The sequence below is a fragment of the Mesorhizobium sp. WSM4311 genome (assembly GCF_002295115.1).
Taxonomy (GTDB): Bacteria; Pseudomonadota; Alphaproteobacteria; order Rhizobiales; family Rhizobiaceae; genus Mesorhizobium.
The window spans coordinates 74,004-94,982 of sequence record NZ_NSFV01000005.1; the positions used below are offsets into that span (position 1 = coordinate 74,004).

Sequence of the window (20,979 nt, forward strand, 5' to 3'; positions counted from 1 at the left end):
ATGGCGGACGAGTCCGGCTTTCCACGCGACCAGGTGTTCAGCCGGATCTGCCACGTCAAGCAGGGCTATGACGACCGGCGCCGGCACATTGTCGGCGAATTCGAGCGGCGCGGCGTGCCGGTCTATTTTTACACGGACTGGGACCAGGCAGACATCACGCCGGAAATCCGAAACGAGCTGGTCGCGCCAGCCCTTACCCATCCGGCGACCGTCTCGCTGGCGCTGAAGCATGTCGGCATCTGGCGCGACTTCCTCGAGACCGACCTTCCCTATTGCCTCGTGTTCGAGGACGACGTCTTCCTCGCCCGCGACTTCGTCGCCAAGTTCCGGCAGGGGCTTTCCGAACTCGGCAGCCCCAGCCGCAAGGCCGTCATCTATCTCGGCAATGGCAGCAACTACTACACGCCGGGCTGGAAATTGCGGAAGGGCCAGAAGCTTTATCCGGCACTGCATGCCAGATGCACCGATTCCTACCTTATTACCCGCCCGGTTGCCGAGGCCCGTTGCGCCTGGATCGCGCAAAACAAGATATCGACGGCGATCGATCACCAGATTGAGCAGATGGACGAGAGGCTCGGGGTTGAAATGCTTTGGTTCGAACGGCCCATTGTCGAACAGGGCAGCGAAAACGGGGCGTTTCAGACGTCCATTTCGGCGAAAAGATACCCGCGTCTCTACAAAAGTGTGAAATGGAACTGGAAGAAGTACACGCGCATGATCTTCGGCCATAGCGCCCGGTCGTGACCGAAGGACGGGCCCGGCAGCGGCCTACACCTTCTCCGTGCCGTGCGTCTTTGCCGCTTCCTCCAGCAGCCACTCACGAAACGCCGCGATGCGGGTGTCGTCCTTCACGGCTTCCGGATAAACCAGGAAATAGGCGAAGTCCGGCGCGACCTTGATGCCGAGCTCGAAGGGGCGCACGAGACGCCCTTGCGACAGGTCGTTGGCGACCATGGCGAAGTCGGCCAGCGCCACGGCATTGCCGTCGAGGGCCGCCTGCGTGGCATCGGTCGAGGAGCCGAAGACGAGGGTGCGGCTGTCGTCGAAATCGTCGACGCCGGCCGCCTGCATCCACATGCTCCAGTTCGGCCAGGTGACGCCTTGCCGCGACCAATCGATATGCGCGAGCGTGTGCTGGAAGAGATCGCGCGGTTCGTTGAGCGGCGGCCCGGAAGCCAGCAGCGCCGGGCTGCACACCGGGATGATGATGTTGTCGAACAGCCGGTGCGCGCAAAGCCCGGCATATCTGCCGGTGCCGAACCGGATGCCGATATCGACGTCGTCGCGCTCGAAGTCCCTGACATCGTAGGAGATGTCGAAACGCAACTCGATGCCTGGCCGCTGGCGGCGGAAATCGTCGATGCGCCGCATCAGCCATTTCGTCGCGAACTGGGCGTCGAGCGTCACTTTCAAGAGCGACGTGCCGCGCGTCATCTTGCGGGCGCGCGACACCGCCCGGTTGAGCAGGTCGAGCGCATCGATCGACGCCTCGTGAAGCACGTTTCCAGCTTCCGTCAGCCGCATGGTGCGGCTGGTGCGCGTGAACAGCACTAGGTCGAGTTGATCCTCGATTTCCTTGACCTGGTGGCTGACCGCGGCCGGCGTCAGCCCAAGCTCGTCGGCGGCGCGGGTGAAATTGAGGTGACGCGCCGCCGCCTCGAAGGTCCTCAGCGCGCGCGTTCCGGGCAGGAGGCGAGACATCTGATCTCCAAATAAAACTTGATAATCTGAAAAGAACTACTCGTTTCCCGTTTGTTTTTCAATCCAGCATGATGTCGACATCGAGACACCTTCAAACCGGATTTGATATCCGGAGAAACCGGATAAAGCCATGACCGACATCGCTCTGAAGTCCCACACCACCCTGAAATCATCTCTCCCGCAGTGGCTGCGCGCCACGTTCGACTGGCTGCGCCAGGCCAACGTCGCCGCCAGGCTTCCCTTGGAATCGGTCGACGACCTCTCCGACCGTGAACTGCGCGATATCGGCGGCGAACGCCGCGACATTGCCAGGGCGATGGACCGTGAGCTTCGCGAAATCGGACTGCTGGGCACGGGTTGGCAGAAGCGATAGAAAAGGGATTGGGCAGTAGGCGGTAGGGAATAGGCGTAGAAAGAGATGCCTACTGCCTACTGCCCATTCCCTACCGCACCACCCTCACCATCGTCCTATCCGACAGCAGCGGCAGCAGCCGGGCCATCGTGCGCGCTGTCACCGCCACGCAACCTTGCGTCGGCGTGAAATCTGGTCGCGCCAGATGAAAGAAGATGGCGCTGCCGCGCCCACGGCGTCGCGGCGCGATGTTCCAGTCGAGCACCAGACAGGCGTCGTAGAGCCGGTCGTCGCGCCGCATGCGCTCATGGCTGGCGCCATAGGGGATCCTGACCGGCCTGTTGTAGTTGCGGTCGTCTGATACCTCGCACCAGCCGAGATCGGGCCCGATCGGCGTCATCGCCAGCCGCGTCCGGCGGCCACCGGCAAACTGATCTCCCCGGAAATAACCCGACAGGATCCGCATCGAGCCGAGCGGCGTGGCGCCATCGCCCTCGCGCTTGTCGGCCGAGATGCCGCCGCGCCCCAGAGCGCAGGCAAACACTGTTTTCCCGGCCTGCAGCAGGCCCTGGCTGGGGTGGCCGGGCCTTGCCCGCACGGTCAGCACACGCAGCCGTTTCGGCAAAATTGCGCCGGCTGCATTGCGATCGCGTTTTTTCTTGTATGATCGTGCCACGGAACAAATCACTGTGATCGGCTATTGTGTCGGCCAGCTTCCGCATAAATACGCAGCGGTCAACTGAATTTCATTTTCAAAACAACGGATTGATCCATGACTTCACGCACCATCCTAATCGTCGACGACGACGACGACCTGCGCGGCACACTGGTCGAGCAACTCGCCCTCTACGAGGAATTCGACGTGTTGCAGGAAGCGACTGCGGCAAAAGGCGTCACGGCGGCACGCGGCGGCCTCATCGACCTGCTCATCATGGATGTCGGCCTGCCCGACATGGACGGCCGCGAGGCCGTCAAAATCCTGCGCAAGGGCGGCTACAAGGCGCCCATCATCATGCTGACCGGCCACGACACCGATTCGGACACGATTCTGGGTCTCGAGGCCGGCGCCAACGACTATGTGACGAAGCCGTTCCGCTTCGCGGTGCTGCTGGCGCGCATCCGTGCCCAGCTGCGCCAGCACGAGCAGAGCGAGGACGCGACCTTCTCGGTCGGCCCCTACACTTTCAAACCCAGCCAGAAGCTGCTCATCGACCCGCGTGGCGGCAAGGTGCGGCTGACGGAGAAGGAAGCCTCGATCATCAAATATCTCTACCGCGCCGACCAAAAGGTGGTGACGCGCGACGTGCTGCTGGAGGAAGTCTGGGGCTACAATTCCGGCGTCACCACGCACACGCTGGAAACCCATGTCTACCGGCTGCGCCAGAAGATCGAGCGCGATCCTTCCAATGCGGAAATTCTTGTGACAGAAAGCGGTGGCTACAAGCTGGTTCCTTAAACATTTCATTATCCAATAGGCGGTCTGGGCGGGACCGCTTTCGGGTGCGATCCTGTTGGAGGGGATTAAGGATCGACTCGTGAAGGAGGGATTGGACTGACCGTTCGGGGACGCAGCTAGAGATGGCGTTGGATGACGACATCCGCATCCTGTCCGCCGTGAGGCTCTTCCAGGGTTTCACGCAGGAACAGCTACGCCTGCTCGCCTTCGGCGCCGAGACCACCCTGCTGCAGGCCAACCACAAGCTCTACCGCGAGGACGACGAGGCGGATACGGCCTATGTCGTGGTCAGCGGACGCATCGTGCTCTATCGCGAGCAGAGTGGCGAACGCATCCCGATCGGCACCGCCGGCCCCGGCACCATGCTCAGCGAACTGGCGTTGATCGCCGACACCAACCGGCTGACCAGCGCGTCGGCCGAAATCGACTCGGAAGTGATCCGGCTCAGCCGCAAGATGTTCCGCCGCATCCTGGAGGAATATCCGGAAGTGGCGGTGAAGCTGCACCAGCGCATCTCCGAGGAATTCCAGGACATGATCCGCCGCATCGAGGAACTGGCGCCACGGTTTTCGGGGAGGTGAGAGCGATCGTCGGTTGCAGCCAGGAACTACATTAGGCGGGAGCTTCGGCACACCTAATCCAGGTTGAACCGCGCGATAACCGGCACATGGTCCGACGGCCGCTCCCAGCCGCGCGCCGCCCGCAGGATTTCGTAGCCGGCGAAATCAGGCACCAGATTGGGCGACGACCAGACATGGTCGAGCCGCCGGCCCCGGTTCGATGCTTCCCAGTCCTGCGCGCGATAGCTCCACCAGGTGTAGAGCTTCTGGTCGAATGGCACGTTGTGCCGCATCAGGTCGACCCAATTGCCGGCGAGCCGCATCGCCTCGAAGTTTTCGGTCTCGACCGGCGTATGGCTGACCACATTGAGCAATTGCTTGTGCGACCAAACGTCGTGCTCGAGTGGCGCGATGTTGAGGTCGCCGACCAGCACCGAGGCGGACACCTCTGTATGCTCGGCGCGAATGGCGTTCATCTCGGCGACAAAGTCGAGCTTGTGCTTGAATTTCCTGTTGATTTCGGGATCGGGCTCGTCGCCGCCCGCCGGAACGTAGAAATTGTGCAGCAGGATCGTCTTGCCGCCGGCGCGCACCGACACCGACAGATGCCGGCTGTCCTCGATCTCGCAGAAGCGGCGCTTTTCGACCACCGCGATCGGCCGCCGCGCCACCGTGGCGACGCCGTGATAGCCCTTCTGGCCATGAAAGGCGATGTGCTGGTAGCCGAGCCTGCGGAATGCCTTTTCCGGGAACAGCTCGTCCGGAACCTTGGTCTCCTGCAGACACAGCACATCGGGCGCGTATTCATCGAGCAGGCGCTCGACGATCGGCATGCGCAGGCGCACGGAGTTGATGTTCCAGGTGGCGATGGAAAAAGGCATTTGGCAATCCGGACAGCGTGCAGCCAGCCAGGATCGATCGGCCCTGACAGGGAAGACGCCTTTTGAGGGAGTCGGTCCGGAAACTGCCAGCCGGGCGCCGCAAACACAAGCCGGGCTTGCTGCGAACCCTTCGGGGTCGGTCAAAGCCCCCCAACTGCGTCATCCCTGGGCGAAGCAGGCGCGCAGCGCCGTCGCGGAGACCCTGGGAGGCTAACAAGTCAGCGATCAGCGCGTCTTCGTATTCAGCTCGCGGTTCGCCGTATAGTCGATGGCAAAGGTGTCGGGCGCGAAGCTGACGCCTTCCTTGGTGTTGAAGATCATCACCGTCGTGTCCTTGCCTTGCGCGTCGGTGATCGTCCACTGGCGCAGATCATAGGTTTTCGGATCGAACATCATGGTGATGCGCGCATTGCCGAACACCGACTTGTCGGAAAGCTGGATGGTGGTGAGGTCGTCTTCTTCCTTGACGCTTTTGACGCGGTCGCCGGAGAGGTCGATCCGGTCATCGAGCAGCAGCTTCAGCGGCGTCTTCGACAACGGATAAAGGTCCGATGTGTTCATTTTCTTGTTGAGGATGACCACCGACTTGCCGTCGGAAATCACCTTGAAATTCGACGCGCCGTCATAGTTGAAGCGGATTTTGCCCGGCCGCTCGAGGAAGAATTTGCCGCCGGTCTGCTCGCCCTTGGGGCCGAACTGCACGAATTCGCCGCTCATCGATTTGACCGAGGAGAAATGGTCGGCGATCTTCTGCGCGGCGGCCGGCACGGCCGCCTGCGCCGAGGCCAGAAGCTCGAACCCGGGCACCACGTTGAAGGCGGCCGCACCGGCAGCGACAAGGCCGAGGCCGAGGAGCTGGCGGCGGGTCGGGGCAAAATCGCTGGGCTTGGAAAGATCGTTTTTCATGTCGGTCACTCTCGTGGTGATTCCTGTATCTGTCGCTGTCCTGAACCCCCAGTTGGGCTGAAGTTTGGCGGGGCGAACGCTGCTTGTTCGCTTGAACGCGCCAGAGCGTTCAAGGTTGCCGTGAACGCCCCGCCATCAGAACTTGTCGTCCTCGGTCGGCACCAGGATTTCGCGTTTTCCCGCGTGGTTGGCCGGGCCGACAATGCCTTCCTTCTCCATTTTCTCGATGATCGAGGCGGCGCGGTTGTAGCCGATGCCGAGCCGGCGCTGGATGTAGCTGGTCGACGCCTTGCCGTCGCGCAGCACCACGGCCACCGCCTGGTCGTAGGGATCGTCGGAATCCTCGAAATTGCCGCCGCTACCGCCGCCGGAGCCGCCGCCTTTGCCGGATGGTTCGTCGTCATCCTCGTCGTCATCCTCGGTGATGGCGTCGAGATATTCGGGCACACCCTGCAGCTTCAGGTGTCCGACGATCTTTTCGACCTCATCGTCGGAGACGAAGGGACCATGCACGCGCTGGATGCGGCCGCCGCCGGCCATGTAGAGCATGTCGCCCATGCCGAGCAGCTGCTCGGCGCCCTGCTCGCCTAGAATGGTGCGGCTGTCGATCTTCGACGTCACCTGGAAGGAGATGCGGGTCGGGAAGTTGGCCTTGATGGTGCCGGTGATGACGTCGACCGACGGACGCTGCGTCGCCATGATGACATGGATGCCGGCGGCACGCGCCATCTGCGCCAGGCGCTGCACCGCGCCCTCGATGTCCTTGCCGGCGACCATCATCAGGTCGGCCATTTCGTCGATGATGACGACGATATAGGGCATCGGCTCAAGATCGAGGTCCTCGGTCTCGTAGATCGCCTCGCCGGTCTGGCGGTCGAAGCCGGTCTGCACGGTGCGCGAGATTTTTTCGCCCTTTTTCTCCGCCAGCTGGACGCGTGCGTTGAAACCGTCGATGTTGCGCACGCCGACCTTGGACATCTTGCGGTAGCGGTCCTCCATCTCGCGCACGGTCCATTTCAGCGCCACCACCGCCTTCTTCGGATCGGTGACGACCGGCGTGAGCAGATGCGGGATGCCGTCATAGACGGAGAGTTCCAGCATCTTCGGATCGATCATGATCAGCCGGCATTCCTGCGGCGTCAGCCGGTAGAGCAGCGACAGGATCATGGTGTTGATGGCGACCGACTTGCCCGAGCCGGTGGTGCCGGCGACCAGCACGTGCGGCATCTTGGCGATGTCGACAATGACGGCCTCGCCGTTGATGGTCTTGCCCAGCGCCAGCGCCAGCTTTGCCTTGGTCGTCTCGAAATCGCGGCTGGCCATGATCTCGCGCAGATACACCGTCTCGCGTTTGGCGTTCGGCAGTTCGATGCCGATGGCGTTGCGGCCGGGCACCACGGCGACGCGGCAGGCGATCGCGCTCATCGAGCGGGCGATATCGTCGGAAAGGCCGATGACCCGCGACGATTTGATGCCGGGCGCTGGTTCCAGCTCATAGAGGGTGACCACCGGACCCGGGCGTACGGCGATGATCTCGCCCTTGACGCCGAAATCCTCCAGCACGCCTTCAAGCAGCCGCGCATTCTGTTCCAGCGCGTCCTTCGACAGGCTCGGGTCGCGCGCGACGTTCTTCGGTTCGGACAGGAAATGCAGCGACGGCATTTCGAACTTGTCCGAGCCGATCAGCGAGGTCTGCGCCTCGCGCTGGACGCGCGCGCCCGGCGCCGGGCGCGGCGCCGGCGCCTCGACGCGGGGGGCGGCATCCGAACGGAACTGCTGCACCTTGGCCGTTGGCGCCGCACGGCGCTGGGTGACGGGCTCCTCGTCGAAATCCATGTCCTCGTCGTCGCGGTCGAAGATATCGTCATCGTCCGGATCGACGGATACGCTGCGGTCATTGACCATGGCGGCGAAGAATTCCGGCTCGACGCGGGCGCGGCCGTCCGGGCTCATCCGTTGCTCGGCGAATTCGGCCGATTCGACACGCTCGGCGGCGCGCCGCCAGGCGCTGGGGCGCGGCTCCATCTCCGGCTCGTATTCGTCGCGTTCCTGCCTGCGGCGCACCGCGCGGCGATGCATCCACGCGCGTAGCGACAGCCACCAATGGGTGATGGCGCCGAGCGCCAATATGCCCTCGTCGCCCTCATCCTCTTCATTGTCGAACAGAAGATCGTCCTCGCGCGGGTCCGCGGTCGCCGGCTCTTCCATCACGGCGAAGCCGTTCTTGCGCCCGATCAGCGCCGAGCCATAGGCGAACAGCCAGAGCGCCGGCCCGGCCAGCAGCACGGCGAGCACGCTGGCGATCAGCCCGGTCGGGTAGCCGCCGATCAGCATGCCGGGAATCTTGAGCACCATGTCGCCGAACACGCCGCCGAGGCCGGTGGGCAGCGGCCAGGTCTTGGGCGGAACGATGCAGCCGGCGATCGCGGCGGCAAGCAGCGCGAAGCCGAACCAGAACAAACCGCGCTTGGGCAGTCTGTCGACGCCGCGCGCCGAAAACAGCAGATACCCCCAGATGACGGCGGGAACCAGCGCGGCAACCGCGGCAAGGCCGAAGAACTGCATGGCGAGATCGGAGAAAACCGCACCGGCATAGCCCATGGCGTTGGTGACGGTGTTGTTGGTGGCGTGCGAGAAGCTTGGATCGGCAACGTTCCAGGTGGCGAGGCTGGCAACCCCGAAGGCTACAGCCGCAAACATGCCGGCGCCGACCAGCCGGCCGACCTGGCGCCGTGCGAAAGCCTGGATGCCGTGCCCCGTATCGGTCATCGCGAGCGGTGCTGAAGCCCCTGAACGCATGCTCTTCCCCGTCAGTGATTGCCTGGCCAGAGCGCATGACGCACTCCGGCAGATTCGGATGCCAGACTATCGGTGGGAAGGTTAAGGGCGCATTAACTATAAGAAGTTGAGATCATCAAACCCCGTCACTTCAGGTTGAAGCGGTAGCGGACGGAGCGTGCAACGTTGCCGTGCGACCACCAAAATGGATAGAGGCATGCAATCCATCGTCCTGCGCGTGGCAGCTCTGGCCTGGGCAGGGCTTAGTCTCCTGCTTGCTGTGCTCTGGTTTGTCGAGCTCGGGATGGTGGGCTTCCCGGATGGTCACGTGACGCCCTTTGCCAGAACGACGGGCCCACTCCTGCACGTGCTCGCCTCCGCCTGCCTGATACAGGGCCTGTATTTTCTGTGCAGGGGCCTCTTCGGCAAGGGATTTGGGCTGCTGGGTCTCGGCCTGCAAATTCTGATGGCGGCCATGCTGACGGTGGCGCCGACGTTGATTCTCCGCAATTGCCCCCATTCCCAGGCCTGCAGCAGCGCCTATGAGGCGCTGACAAACACCATGATGGACGATGGGATCGGCGGATAAACGCCGTCACCGGAAGGCATCGGGAACGCCTGCGGTCTCCGCCAAAGTGCACTTGCAAACGAAGCGATGGCGGGCACGTAGACCCGCCATCGTTTCGCTCGGCAACAAAAAGATCGGCCTCTGCCCGATCCCGCGCGATCACTTGTGACCGGCATACATCATCAGGTTGGCACAGAATTCGGCGTGAGGCTTGCTCATCGCTGCGTCCTGGCACTCCTTCATCATCTGGTCCTGCTTGTCCTTGGCCGTCGAGGCCCAGGCTGCTTTGAAATCCGCCTCGGGCTTCATGGTCTTCATGCTGGAATCGGTGAAGAACGGTGCCATGTTGTCCGGTTCATCCAGAGCACCGGCAAATGCCATGCCACCGACCATGGAAAGAGCGAGCGCTCCAAGGCAGATATTCTTGAGGTTCATGAGAAAGTTCCTCCCTGTTTTTTGCACGAGCGTCAGAACGACGATCGCCCCCACAGTTCGGAACCAACGCGGTCGATGTTTCTTCCCAAAGGTCCATCACGCGAACGTGATTGCGCGAACCGGGGTATAGCTAGAACATTTTACCAAAAAAAAGAGGCCCGGAAACAATCCGGGCCTCAAGGCGTGAGCTCCTTGCGGGAGCGTCACGACGGGATCTCTGGAGCAGCTCCGGGAAAGCCGGATTGCGGTTTTCCCTGGAATTGCGTGAGGGACAACGGGGCCGGCGGGAGGAGGATCCGCCGGCCCCATTGGCGAGGCTGGCCTTACGGCACCACTTCGCCATGCTGGGAGATGTCGAGGCCTTCGACCTCTTCCTGGGTCGTCGGACGCAGGCCGACCAGCGCCTTGACGATGTAGAGGATCACGAAGGTGGCGATCGCCGTCCACAGGATGGTGAAGACGATGCCGTAGAGCTGCTTGCCGATGGAAGCGTCTTTGCCGAGCGCATTGATCGCCGGATCGGCGAGCACGCCGGTCAGCAACGCACCGACCACGCCGCCGACGCCATGGACGCCGAAGGCATCGAGCGAGTCGTCATAGCCGAACATGTGCTTCACCTTGACCGCCGAGATGTAGCAGATCACGCCGGCGACGATGCCGACGATGAAGGCGCCGGTCGGGTTGACGAAGCCGGAAGCCGGCGTCACCGCGACGAGACCGGCGACGGCACCCGAGATGATGCCGAGCACCGAGGGCTTCTTGGCGACGATCCATTCGGCGAACATCCAGGCGAGAGCCGCCGCGGCGGTGGCGACCTGGGTGTTGAGCATGGCGGCACCGGCAAGGCCGTCGGCCGCCAGTTCCGAACCGGCGTTGAAGCCGAACCAGCCGACCCACAGCAGCGAGGCGCCGATCACCGAGTAGACCAGGTTGTGCGGCGCCATGTTGGTGGTGCCGTAGCCTTCGCGCTTACCCAGGACCAGCGCGCAGACCAGGCCCGCGACACCGGCGTTGATGTGGACGACCGTGCCGCCGGCGAAGTCGAGCACGCCGGCCGCGCCAAGGAAGCCGCCGCCCCAGACCCAATGCGCGATCGGCGCATAGACGACCAGCAGCCACAGCGCCATGAAGATCAGCAGCGCCGAGAACTTCATGCGCTCGGCGAAGGCACCGGCGATGAGGGCAGGCGTGATGATGGCAAAGGTCATCTGGAACATCGAGAAGACGAATTCAGGAATGTTCGCGACCCCCGGCAGCCACAGCGTCGAGACGGTGATGCCGTGATGGAAGAATCGCGAGAAGCCGCCGATGTAGCTGTTCATGCTGGCGGATTCATTGGTGGTGAAGGCCAGCGAATAGCCGAACATGAACCACAGCACCGTGACCAGGCAGGTGATGGCGAAGCTCTGCATGATGGTGGCGAGCACGTTCTTCTTGCGCACCATGCCGCCGTAGAACAGCGCCAGGCCCGGGATGGTCATCATCAGCACCAGGGCCGTCGAGGTCAGCATCCAGGCGGTGTTGCCGGTGTCGAGCACCGGGGTGGGCGCGGCAGCAGGCGCGGCGGCGGCAGCGGCCGGAGCGGCTTCCTGCGCAAAGGCGGCGACGCTGCCCAATGCTGCCAGGGCAAGCGAGCCCAGAAGGGCCGCCCGTCCCGTCGTCTTCAAGGTGGAAGAAATATTCATTGAACTCTCCATTGGAATACGTGTTCGCCGCTCAGAGCGCGTCGGTGTCTGTTTCGCCGGTGCGGATGCGCACCGCCTGATCGATGCCGAAAACGAAAATCTTGCCGTCGCCGATCTGGCCAGTCTTGGCCGCGGCAGTGATGGCTTCGACGGCCTTGTCGACCATGTCGGCACTGACGGCGACCTCGATCTTGATCTTCGGCAGGAAACTGACCGCGTATTCCGCTCCGCGATAGATTTCCGTATGTCCCTTCTGACGCCCGTAGCCTTTGACTTCGGTGACGGTCAGGCCCTGGATGCCGACGGCGGTAAGCGCTTCGCGTACCTCGTCCAGCTTGAACGGCTTGATGATTGCCATCACGATTTTCATAAGGTTTCACCCTTTGCTGTTGCGGTCCCCCGCGTTTGCACGACTTCACCGATCCCAAAGAGCCGGAGAGTGCCCACAAGGATTCAAGCTCCGTGCCAAGTGCCGAAGCAGGGTGTTAACCTGTTGTAAACAAAGGGAATGAGGTGATTGGAGGCAGCAGGTGCCAATGCCCGCGGCACATCACATGCTCAAAAAATATGCAATTTTTGAAAATTGCCTAATTTGCCGGCTTTGAGCATGATCCCGAAAAGCCGAGCCGGGTTTTCTCGGACAAACGGTTTTCGTTTGTCCGGTGATCCTGCTCAAACAAGACTCGCAATGCTCAACGCTTGAGCCGGATCAACCCTTCCTGGGCCATCGAGGCGATCAGCGTGCCGTCGCGCGCATAGAGCGTGCCGCGGCTGAAGCCGCGCGATCCCGAACTCGACGGGCTGTCCTGGGCATAGAGCAGCCAGCCGTCGAGCGGATGCGGCCGGTGGAACCACATCGAATGGTCGAGACTCGCCGCCTGGATGTCGGGATCGAACAGGCCGCGCCCATGCGCGAAGGTCGAGGTGTCCAGCAGCGTCATGTCGGAGAGATAGGCCAGCAGCACCGATTGCAGCGCGCGGTCGTCGGGAACCGGGCCGGCAAGGCGGATCCAGACATTCTGCCGGGGCGGCAGCTTGTCGCGGCTTTCATAGTGCTGGAGATTGACCGGCCTGAGCTCCAGCGGCCGCTCGCGCGCCCAGAAGCGGCGCACCGCCTCCGGCACGCGTTCGGCTCTTTCGAGCAGCTGGCGCTGCGTCAGCAGCCCTTCCGGCGGCGGCACGTCGTCGGGCAGCGCGAACTGGTGCTCCAGCCCCTTCTCGTCGACCTGGAACGAGGCTTCCAGCGAAAAGATCGCCTGTCCGTGCTGGATCGCCAGCACGCGTCGGGTGGTGAAGGAGCCGCCGTCGCGGATGCGGTCGACCTCGTAGACGATCGGCACCCTGATGTCGCCCGGCCGCATGAAATAGCCGTGCAGCGAATGCACGAAGCGGTCCGGTTCCACCGTCCGCTGCGCCGCAACCAGCGCCTGGGCGATGGTCTGGCCGCCGAACACGCGCTGCCACTCCACCTGGGGGCTGCGACCACGATACAGATTGTGTTCCAGCCTCTCGAGGTCGAGAATGCTCAGAAGCTCGTCGATCGCCGCCGTCATGTTTTGTGACCTCGCCGCAAAATTGCTATGGCGGTTTCCGACAGGAAGAACGAGCCGTCAAGGGCGCGGGCCAGGGCCGGCGCGCAAGGAGCCAAGGCAATGGAACGCAAGGCTGACGCCAAGACCAGATCCGGGCTCGATGTTCTCGTCGCCGGCGCGGGCTATGTCGGCCTGGCCACCGCCGTCTCGCTGAAGCAGGCGCGACCGCATCTGGCCGTGGCGCTGGTCGATGCCGCGCCCGCCGGCGCCTGGCAGCGCGACGGCCGCGCCTCGGCCATTGCCGCTGCCGCCTGCCGCATGCTCGACCAGCTCGGCGTCTGGGCCGAGATCGCGCCGCAGGCGCAGGCGATCACCGAGATGATCATCACCGATTCGCGCAGCGCCGATCCGGTGCGCCCGGTGTTCCTGACCTTTGGCGGCGAAGTGGCGCCGGGCGAGCCCTTCGCGCATATGGTCGCCAACAAGTCGCTGAACGGCGCCTTGCGCGCCAGGGCCGAAACGCTCGGCATCGACATCATCGAAGGTGTCGCCGTGCAGGGTTTCGAGACCAATGGCGCCGGCATCACCGTGCATCTGGCCGACGGCGCCGCGCTGACCGCACGGTTGCTGGTCGCCGCCGACGGCGTCAATTCGAAGCTGCGCGACATGGCCGGCATCAAGACGGTGAAGTGGGACTATGGCCAGTCCGGCATCGTCTGCACCGTGGCGCACGAACGACCGCACAATGGCCGTGCCGAAGAGCACTTCTTGCCGGCCGGCCCCTTCGCCACGCTGCCGCTGAAACCCGATGAGGACGGCACCAACCGCTCGTCGATCGTCTGGGTCGAACGCGCGCAAGACGCCAAAGCGCTGGTGGAAGGCGACGATCTCGTCTTCGAGCATGAGCTCGAACAGCGTTTCGGCCTGAAGCTCGGCGAGATCCGCGTCGCCGACAAGCCGCGCGCCTGGCCGCTCGGTCTCACCATCGCGCGCGCCTTCGTCGCTCCGCGCGTGGCCCTTGCCGGCGACGCCGCCCACGGTATCCATCCGATCGCCGGCCAGGGCCTCAATCTCGGCTTCAAGGATGTGGCAGCGCTTGCCGAGGTAATCGTCGAGGCCGACCGGCTCGGCCAGGACATCGGCGCACTCGACGTGCTCGAACGCTACCAGCAATGGCGCCGTTTCGACACGGTGCAGATGGGCGTCACGACGGATGTGCTGAACCGGCTGTTTTCCAACGACATCACCCCGCTGCGCACCGTCCGCGACATCGGCCTCGGCCTCGTCGAGCGCATGCCGCGCCTGAAGGAGTTTTTCATCCGGCAGGCGTCGGGATTGTCCGCGGACACGCCGCGGCTGCTGAAAGGCGAGGCGATCTAGCCTTTCCTATAGTCAGGCCCAAAACGCGTGGGCAGGCCGTCGGCGAGTTTCAACCAGGGGAGCTTCTCCTCAAAAGCGACATGCAGCGTTGGTGCAAATTTTTCCGGCTCCTCCATCGCCGCGGCAAAGAAATGCATGACGCCGGACATGTTCTTTGAGCGGAAAGACAGTGGCGAGCCACAGTGATCGCAAAATGTTCTTTCCACACCGGGAGAAGAATTGAATACCTTCGGTGGCTTGCCCAGCCATCGCCATTGGTCGTCCAAGACGCCAATATAGGTGGTCATCGGCGCAGAACATTGCCGCCGACAACTTTCACAATGACAGCTCACGCATGCTTGTGCCGGACCATCGACCTCGAAAGCAATGGCGCCACATAAACAATGACCACGCATACGAATTCTCCTTGAGCCAATCGACGGACCGATAAATTATGCCGGTCGTAGCGAGGGCGCCGCCATGAAATGCGCAGAGCGGGAACCCAATTCCGACATTCGAAGCAAGCGATTGTGTTCGCGTGCGCGAGGCGTTGCCCCCAGGCTGCATTCACTACGCCCTGGCTGCACAGCCTAGTTCACTTCAAAACCCAGCTTCTGCCGCAGCCGCAGCATGCGTTGGTCGGCGATCTCGAGGCGCTTCTCGCCGCCCTGGGCGGCGCGGTTGACCATCTGCAGCAGATCGTTGCGCTCGGCGACGTCGAGACGCTCGCGCAGGAACGGCGCCAGCTTGTCGATGACGACGGTGGTGTCGTCGATCTGTGAGGCCGCCCATTTGGCGTAGATCACCGCCTCGTCGGTCTTCTTCTTGTCGGCGATCTCGGAGATCACCGCCCGGATGACGGCCTCGCGCTGCGGCAGGATGGGCCCATTCTCGGAGACGATCGATGCAATCAGCGTCGCTGCGGCCACCACCGGATCGTCGATCGCCGTCAGCGGCGACAGGGCCGCCTGCTTGCGCAGCTTCTTGCGCCTGATGTTGCCTTGCACGCGCCCGACGACATCGGCGACCTCGCGCGCGGCGTCGTTCATGGCCTTCATCCGATACCACCAGAACGCAGCCGCTCCCAGCACGCCAAGGACAGCAATCAGGAAAGGCATGTCGAAATCCCCCGGAAATCCGAGGGACGATAAGAGAACTGACGCGCCGCTTCAACACGCGCGGGTTGCCTGCCGCGAAGAAAATTCAATTTGCGGCTGGTGAAGCTTAGGCGAATAACAAGCGTGGCCCACGGGCCTTGCCGTCGAAGCCGGACGCCATCTATGACCCCGGCACGTTGTAGATCGCGCGCACCTCGATGGTGCCGATCTCGGCCAGCGGGATCTCGCCGGCGATTTCCAGCGCCTCGTCGAGATCCTTCGCCTCGATCATGACGAAACCGAGCAACTGCTCCTTGGTTTCGGCGAACGGGCCGTCGGTGACCAGCCGCTTGCCCTGGCGCCTGCGAACGGTTTTCGAGGTTTTCACCGGTTGCAGCGCTTGCGCGATGATCAGCATCCCGCGTTGGTCCAATGACCGGTCATGGGCCAGCGAATCGGCGTCGAGCTTGGCCAACCGCTCTGTCGTCATGGCGTGGAGATCTTTCTCCTCACCGTAAACCAGGCAAACATATTGCATGTCCATCTCCCTTATCGCGACGAATCATAGGATGAGGCGATCAGGCTGTCAGCCGGGCCTTTGGCCGCCGCATGATCGAGAAAGCACACCCCGACTCCGATGATGGCGACCGCCGCCAGCAGCCGGCCGAAGCCGGGCGCCGGCGGATCCAGCCAGAAGTCTTCCGGTCGCTCAGGCGCGTGGCCCGGGCTCTTCCACAGTGCGAAAAACAGATTGTCCATGTGAACCTCCATCAGGCCACAAATCCCATGGCCGCCCACAGGACGGCCGGGTCGCATGGAAGTCGACATTTTTGCGCGGATATTTTTTCCAGGCTGCCCCAATATTTTTTCCGAATGCAAATGCGCCGTCATCGTGCGTGGTCCAAACAGCGCGGTGGTGTTCGCGCCCACCCGCGCTATAGTTGAGCGGACGCGGGGGCTCACCCGGGCCAAGTTCACGACAACCCCCGAGTTCACGACAACCAAGGAGGACTTCATGGACCGCACCGCAACCGCCGTCTGGAAAGGCAATCTGAAAGAAGGCAAGGGCACGCTCGACAGCCAGAGCGGGACGCTCAAGGGCACACCCTATTCGTTCAAGGCGCGCTTCGAGGATGAAAGCGGCAAATCCGGCACCAACCCGGAAGAGCTGATCGCGGCCGCGCATGCCGGCTGCTACGCCATGCAGCTTTCGCACTTCCTGGCCGAGAACGGCACGCCCGCCGCCGAACTCGACGCCAAGGCGGTGGTGACGCTGGTTCCAGGCACCGGCATCACCGGCAGCGCGATCACGCTGGTCGGCAAGGTGCCCGGCATCGATGCGGCGAAATTCAAGGAATTGGCCGAGAAGGCCAAGGCCGAATGCCCGGTCTCCAAGGCGCTTGGCGCGATCAAGGTCTCGCTCGACGCCAGGCTTGGCTGAGAAAACGGACAAGCGCCGAGGTCGGAGCTGCCAATCTCCCCCCTTGAGGGGAGATGTGCGGCAGGACAGAGGGGGGCGCTGTTCCGCCAACATCCATAATGATTGCCAGTTGCCTAGGCGCCCAGCGCGTCAAGCCGGGCGCGCAATGCGGCGACTTCCTGTTCCAGTGCTTCCAGCCTCGCTTCCAGGTCGGAGTGAGGCATGGCCGGCGCACTGCGTTGCGCCGATAAAGCCGCAACGTCCACCGGGCCGGCGAGAAGATGCACGTAGCGGTCCTCGCGCTGGCCTGGCCCGCGCGGGATTTCCTGCACCAGCGGCGGCCGGCGGCCGATCAGCATGTCGAGTTCACCGCGCAGATCTTCGATGGATGAAAACCGCGCCATGCGCTCGGCTCGAGCCAACAGTTCATGCGCCGTCTGCGCCCCGCGCAGCAGGAGCAGGCCGATCAAGGCGGTCTGCGGCGTGGTCAGCGAGAAGCGCTGCGCCATCTGATGCTCGTAGCGCTCGACGCGCGAGCCGAACATCTGTCGCACCAACCCCTTCTGCTCGAGCAGCTTCAAGGCCCGGTGCACCTCCGTCTGTTCCAGCGCCATGACCGGGTCGCGCGCCGTCTTCTGGTTGGCGGCGGCAAGGGCTGAGTTGAGCGTCAGCGGATAGACATCCGGCGTCAGCTCCTTCTTCTCGATCAGGCAGCCGAGCACGCGCGCTTCGATGGGGGAGAGGATGGGAAGGTCTTCGCTCATGGATTGGTAATTTCTACCGATTCTTCGACAGCATGATTTTGACAGACATCCGAGCGGCGCGACAGAGCAGAACTCTTGATCTCGGCGGTCGCCTTGACCGGGTTGAGGCCCTTGGGCAGGCAGGTGCTATTTAACGCGGCTCGGCCTCGGACGCCACGGCGGTCCGTGTCGATTTCAACTGCCAGAATGACCTGACGAGCACATCCTCGGCATAGATGGCGTCATCGAACTGATCCTGTCCAAGTGCCTGGCACAGCGTCGGTTGATCCCCAAGCAGCGAAACGCCAAGGCCAGCCTGGTCATTCGAGAGCGGCATTCCCAGCGCGTCGAGGATGGTGGGAAATATGTCGATCGTGCCCGAAAGTCCGGCATATGTTTTGGACGGGATGCCATCCCCCGACAGGGAGAAAAAGTTGCGTCTTTCATACTTGTTCAGGCGGTCCGTCACCGCGCTTGGCGCACTGAGATGGTCGCTTTGCAGCGCCAGAACGGTGTTCGCCATCAGGCCTTCGGCCTCGGCTTTGTGAATGAAGTCGGCAATGAGCATGTTGGTGCATTTCACGGCGTGGAGGATATTGGGAGCTTGCGGGGAAAGTCCCGTCTTGCCGATACATTTGTCGGTCAGGTAACCATCCATCGCATGCCCGCCGCTGACGGCGATCGTCAGGGAGAACGGTTTGCCATCGCGCTGCGCGCGCCGCAAAATGCCGAAGCTCAGATCGAGGACTTCGGCGTCGTCGGCGCCGAAACTGTTGCCGCGCCCGGCGACGGCGGCCACCACTTCGGGACCCCCGAAAAGCGATGAGTAGCCGTGGGTGGAATAGAATGTCCCCTGACCGGTGAAGCTGAGTGGCCAGCCGGTAACAAAGTTCTGCTGATAGCCCCGCGCCTTCAGGGCATCGCCCAGGCAGGTCAGGCCAGGCAGGAATTGAGACTGCTCCTCCAGATACTGGCGCGATGTGAAGAACGTTATCAGCAGCGGCGTTCCACAATTCGCGGCGACCATCCCTGAGATGGAGTTGTTGGTGTAGGCAAGCTGCACCATGTTGGTCGCCGAAACGCCACGCCTGTCGAATTCCAGCAGCGGCCCCATGACGTCGCCGAACTCCGCCTCGTTCATGTAGGTGCGCTCGGCGCTCTCGATGAAAACATGAACGAGGTTTTTTGGCGCGACGGTCGCCGACGCTGTTTCAGCCGGCTTTGTCAAAGAGGTGACATCGACGAACCGTCTGGACAGGAAATCATGCAGCGGGTTGGGATGGATCGCCGCCGCGATCGGACGCGTCAGCATCGGGTTTGCCGCCAGGAAGAACGCCATCAAGGCAACGTCCAATCCTCTGGTCAGCGTGCCGCGCGCCTTCAGGGCGCCGAAACCGAGAAGAACGACCAAAATAACCAGCATCGTGCTTCCGGTATTCCACAAATACTCAAGGACGACACCGGGCGTAAGCATGCCGGCGCCGGCATGCATAAACATCGCACCCCAGTCGAAATAGCCGAAGACGCTTTCCAGATAGACATAGACAAGGAACAGAAGGCAGGGGAGGAGCGAGAAATAGAGCCTGAACCACCTGCTTCCTTGTCGATCCGGCTTCCTGCCCCGGAAGCCGTCAAGCCAGAGAAGCGCGATCAAAACCCCCAGGCCGAGAACCGCAAGCAGCCGCTTGTCCTGAAAATAAATCAGCGACACAAGCCAGGTGAGCGATCCGACTGTTGTGGCGCTGATCAATGGCCCAGATACTGAATACCCATTCACGATGAAGCCGCGCACTGCTTTGCACTCGAACCATGGTCTCGAAAGGCAATATCGACGACTGCTTAAAACTATACTAAGACAATACCAGTAATCGCGCGCATACAGCAATCATTTACTTAAGTTGACGCTAATATTAGTCGCCGAGACTCCCTCGGCGCCCTGACTAGTAAGCGACATGTTTGAAACGTGATCGGTCGCGGGCAGCCACACTTGGCTAGCTGGACCGCAGCGCAGCCAGCAAGACCCGCCGGGCCATCTGAGCGGACCGTGTTCGGCACAAGAGCTGGACATAGGCTACACCGGCCCCTTCTGCTCAAGCAGCTTGGGCGGTTCGTCAGTTCCTTCTTTCAGTCAAGCAGCCGAGCACCCGCGCCTCGATGGGGGAGAAAGTCCAGGCGCGACTGCCGCTTTCGATAGCGAAAAGGATTTTTACGCCCGGCTTCGCACCAGATCGAGTCGCGCCCGGATGGCCGCGACGGCATCCGGGGAGAAATCAGCGGGTAACGTCAGCTTCAGACCCGCCGCTCCACCATCATCTTCTTGATCTCCGCGATCGCCTTGGCCGGGTTGAGGCCCTTGGGGCAGGTCTGCGCGCAGTTCATGATGGTGTGGCAGCGATAAAGCCGGAACGGGTCCTCGAGATTGTCGAGCCGCTCGCCCTTGGCTTCGTCGCGGCTGTCGATCAGCCAGCGATAGGCCTGCAAGAGGGTTGCCGGGCCGAGATAGCGGTCGCCGTTCCACCAGTAGCTCGGGCACGAGGTCGAGCAGCAGGCGCACAATATGCACTCGTAGAGCCCGTCGAGCTTCTCGCGGTCCTCATGGCTCTGCAGCCATTCCTTGGCCGGCTGCGGCGACACCGTCTTCAGCCACGGCTCGATCGAGGCGTGCTGGGCGTAGAAATTGGTGAGGTCGGGCACCAGGTCCTTCACCACCTGCATGTGTGGCAGCGGATAGACCTTTACCGCACCGGAAATGTCGTCGCAGCCCTTGGTGCAAGCCAGTGTGTTGGAGCCGTCGATGTTCATGGCGCAGGAGCCGCAAATGCCTTCGCGGCAGGAGCGGCGCAAGGTCAGCGTCGGGTCGATCTTGTTCTTGATCCACAGCAGCGCGTCGAGCACCATCGGTCCGCAATCGTCCATGTCGACAAAATAGGTGTCGATGCGCGGGTTCTCGTCATCGTCCGGCGACCAGCGGTAGATGCGGTATTCCCGCAGATTGGTGGCGCCTTCCGGCTTCGGCCAGGTCTTGCCCTGCTGGATCTTCGAATTCTTGGGGAGCGTCAGTTCGACCATTACCTCAGGTCCTTTCGGATGACGAGCTTCAGCCCGGACCAGATTTCATTCACGGCAGCGACCTTGACGTCGACAAGGTCGCGCTTCAGCGCTTCAGTGCGCACGATACCCTCGGTGACGTCGGTCGGCACTTTCGATGCCTTCTTCGGCCACGACACCCAGACCATGCCGTCACGCTTGATCGCCGCCTCGACGTCGCCAAGGCGATCCTCGATCTCGGCGCGTTGTTTGGTGAAGGCGTGGACGGCATCGTATCTTTGATGGCTACCCGAAATGTCGGACCATTCGGCCAGCCGATCGACCTCTGCGAAATCGACGGCGCCGGCCAGTTCGTCGAGCTCCGGCGGCAGCGCGATGAAGGCGGCGGTCATACCGTCCTTCAGGCCGAGCTTGGCCGGAAGGGGCTTGCCGGAATATCCCGTGGCCGCCAGCGCCAT

General features: G+C 62.7%; 24 protein-coding genes. 7 read left to right on the top strand and 17 right to left on the bottom strand.

Translation table 11 applies throughout. The annotated features are described in order from the left end of the window. Complete coding sequence (locus CK226_RS14425) at positions 1–744, top strand: glycosyltransferase family 25 protein (RefSeq protein ID WP_095792230.1); 744 nt, start codon at positions 1–3, stop codon at positions 742–744. 24 nt (positions 745–768) lie between these two features. On the opposite strand, the gene gcvA is transcribed toward CK226_RS14425, so the two are convergent. After that, on the bottom strand, positions 769–1,701 hold the full coding sequence (gcvA, locus tag CK226_RS14430) for a transcriptional regulator GcvA (protein WP_095792231.1): 933 nt from the start codon (positions 1,699–1,701) through the stop codon (positions 769–771). A 130-nt stretch (positions 1,702–1,831) separates the two neighbouring features. On the opposite strand from gcvA, the gene CK226_RS14435 reads away from it, so the two are divergent. Further along, complete coding sequence (locus CK226_RS14435; RefSeq protein ID WP_095792232.1) at positions 1,832–2,074, top strand: hypothetical protein; 243 nt, start codon at positions 1,832–1,834, stop codon at positions 2,072–2,074. 70 nt (positions 2,075–2,144) lie between these two features. Here the strand turns inward: CK226_RS14435 and CK226_RS14440 are convergent, their stop codons facing one another. Then, complete coding sequence (locus CK226_RS14440) at positions 2,145–2,681, bottom strand: L,D-transpeptidase (protein ID WP_179301068.1); 537 nt, start codon at positions 2,679–2,681, stop codon at positions 2,145–2,147. 144 nt (positions 2,682–2,825) lie between these two features. Here CK226_RS14440 and CK226_RS14445 point away from each other — a divergent pair, with 144 nt between their 5' ends. Continuing rightward, positions 2,826–3,509, top strand: coding sequence for a response regulator transcription factor (locus CK226_RS14445; protein ID WP_010912284.1), 684 nt, complete (start codon positions 2,826–2,828; stop codon positions 3,507–3,509). 122 nt (positions 3,510–3,631) lie between these two features. Then, the gene (locus CK226_RS14450; RefSeq protein ID WP_095774760.1) at positions 3,632–4,090 is read left to right on the top strand and encodes a cyclic nucleotide-binding domain-containing protein; all 459 of its coding nucleotides are present in this window, start codon (positions 3,632–3,634) and stop codon (positions 4,088–4,090) included. A gap of 53 nt (positions 4,091–4,143) precedes the next feature. Here CK226_RS14450 and CK226_RS14455 read toward each other — a convergent pair whose 3' ends face one another. The 3 genes from CK226_RS14455 to CK226_RS14465 form a co-directional block, all read right to left on the bottom strand. Beyond that, a complete protein-coding gene (locus tag CK226_RS14455; protein WP_095774761.1) occupies positions 4,144–4,950 on the bottom strand; it encodes an exodeoxyribonuclease III in 807 nt (268 codons plus the stop codon). Positions 4,951–5,175: 225 nt separating this feature from the next. After that, entirely contained in the window at positions 5,176–5,856 is a 681-nt protein-coding gene (locus tag CK226_RS14460) for an outer membrane lipoprotein carrier protein LolA (RefSeq protein WP_095792234.1), read from the bottom strand. Positions 5,857–5,991: 135 nt separating this feature from the next. Next, positions 5,992–8,655, bottom strand: a complete 2,664-nt coding sequence (locus CK226_RS14465) for a DNA translocase FtsK (protein ID WP_095792235.1) — start codon at positions 8,653–8,655, stop codon at positions 5,992–5,994. Between the two features lie 196 nt (positions 8,656–8,851). Between CK226_RS14465 and CK226_RS14470 the strand changes: the two genes are divergently transcribed. Then, the gene (locus tag CK226_RS14470) at positions 8,852–9,223 is read left to right on the top strand and encodes a hypothetical protein (RefSeq protein ID WP_095792236.1); all 372 of its coding nucleotides are present in this window, start codon (positions 8,852–8,854) and stop codon (positions 9,221–9,223) included. A 138-nt stretch (positions 9,224–9,361) separates the two neighbouring features. Here CK226_RS14470 and CK226_RS14475 read toward each other — a convergent pair whose 3' ends face one another. The 4 genes from CK226_RS14475 to tesB form a co-directional block, all read right to left on the bottom strand. Beyond that, complete coding sequence (locus CK226_RS14475) at positions 9,362–9,637, bottom strand: hypothetical protein (protein WP_095774765.1); 276 nt, start codon at positions 9,635–9,637, stop codon at positions 9,362–9,364. A gap of 323 nt (positions 9,638–9,960) precedes the next feature. Then, positions 9,961–11,322, bottom strand: a complete 1,362-nt coding sequence (locus CK226_RS14480; RefSeq protein ID WP_095774766.1) for an ammonium transporter — start codon at positions 11,320–11,322, stop codon at positions 9,961–9,963. Between the two features lie 31 nt (positions 11,323–11,353). After that, the gene (locus CK226_RS14485) at positions 11,354–11,692 is read right to left on the bottom strand and encodes a P-II family nitrogen regulator (RefSeq protein WP_013528889.1); all 339 of its coding nucleotides are present in this window, start codon (positions 11,690–11,692) and stop codon (positions 11,354–11,356) included. Between the two features lie 322 nt (positions 11,693–12,014). Beyond that, positions 12,015–12,875, bottom strand: a complete 861-nt coding sequence (gene tesB / locus CK226_RS14490; RefSeq protein WP_095774767.1) for an acyl-CoA thioesterase II — start codon at positions 12,873–12,875, stop codon at positions 12,015–12,017. Between the two features lie 99 nt (positions 12,876–12,974). Here tesB and CK226_RS14495 point away from each other — a divergent pair, with 99 nt between their 5' ends. Then, the gene (locus CK226_RS14495) at positions 12,975–14,234 is read left to right on the top strand and encodes a ubiquinone biosynthesis hydroxylase (protein WP_095774875.1); all 1,260 of its coding nucleotides are present in this window, start codon (positions 12,975–12,977) and stop codon (positions 14,232–14,234) included. On the opposite strand, the gene CK226_RS14500 is transcribed toward CK226_RS14495, so the two are convergent. From CK226_RS14500 to CK226_RS35525, 4 genes are all read right to left on the bottom strand, one after another. Further along, a complete protein-coding gene (locus CK226_RS14500) occupies positions 14,231–14,629 on the bottom strand; it encodes a GFA family protein (RefSeq protein ID WP_095774768.1) in 399 nt (132 codons plus the stop codon). The two genes, CK226_RS14495 and CK226_RS14500, sit on opposite strands and share 4 nt — an antisense overlap. Positions 14,630–14,803: 174 nt before the next feature. Further along, on the bottom strand, positions 14,804–15,331 hold the full coding sequence (locus CK226_RS14505) for a hypothetical protein (RefSeq protein WP_095774769.1): 528 nt from the start codon (positions 15,329–15,331) through the stop codon (positions 14,804–14,806). A gap of 160 nt (positions 15,332–15,491) precedes the next feature. Beyond that, positions 15,492–15,848, bottom strand: a complete 357-nt coding sequence (locus CK226_RS14510; RefSeq protein WP_095774876.1) for a YciI family protein — start codon at positions 15,846–15,848, stop codon at positions 15,492–15,494. A gap of 11 nt (positions 15,849–15,859) precedes the next feature. Then, complete coding sequence (locus CK226_RS35525; RefSeq protein WP_245437753.1) at positions 15,860–16,201, bottom strand: hypothetical protein; 342 nt, start codon at positions 16,199–16,201, stop codon at positions 15,860–15,862. A 124-nt stretch (positions 16,202–16,325) separates the two neighbouring features. On the opposite strand from CK226_RS35525, the gene CK226_RS14520 reads away from it, so the two are divergent. After that, positions 16,326–16,751: an OsmC family protein gene (locus CK226_RS14520; protein ID WP_010912297.1), complete on the top strand. Its 426-nt coding sequence runs from the start codon at positions 16,326–16,328 to the stop codon at positions 16,749–16,751. Between the two features lie 113 nt (positions 16,752–16,864). Here CK226_RS14520 and CK226_RS14525 read toward each other — a convergent pair whose 3' ends face one another. The 4 genes from CK226_RS14525 to CK226_RS14540 all read right to left on the bottom strand — a co-directional run bounded on the left by CK226_RS14525 (position 16,865) and on the right by CK226_RS14540 (position 20,979). Then, on the bottom strand, positions 16,865–17,494 hold the full coding sequence (locus CK226_RS14525; protein ID WP_095792238.1) for a YceH family protein: 630 nt from the start codon (positions 17,492–17,494) through the stop codon (positions 16,865–16,867). A 130-nt stretch (positions 17,495–17,624) separates the two neighbouring features. Then, positions 17,625–19,358, bottom strand: coding sequence for an LTA synthase family protein (locus CK226_RS14530; protein WP_245437754.1), 1,734 nt, complete (start codon positions 19,356–19,358; stop codon positions 17,625–17,627). A gap of 404 nt (positions 19,359–19,762) precedes the next feature. After that, positions 19,763–20,542 carry a succinate dehydrogenase iron-sulfur subunit gene (locus tag CK226_RS14535; RefSeq protein WP_010912301.1) on the bottom strand — a complete coding sequence of 260 codons (780 nt, stop codon included), beginning with the start codon at positions 20,540–20,542 and terminating at the stop codon, positions 19,763–19,765. Then, a complete protein-coding gene (locus CK226_RS14540) occupies positions 20,542–20,979 on the bottom strand; it encodes a DUF3052 family protein (protein ID WP_095774773.1) in 438 nt (145 codons plus the stop codon). Before CK226_RS14540 ends, CK226_RS14535 begins: the two co-directional genes overlap by 1 nt.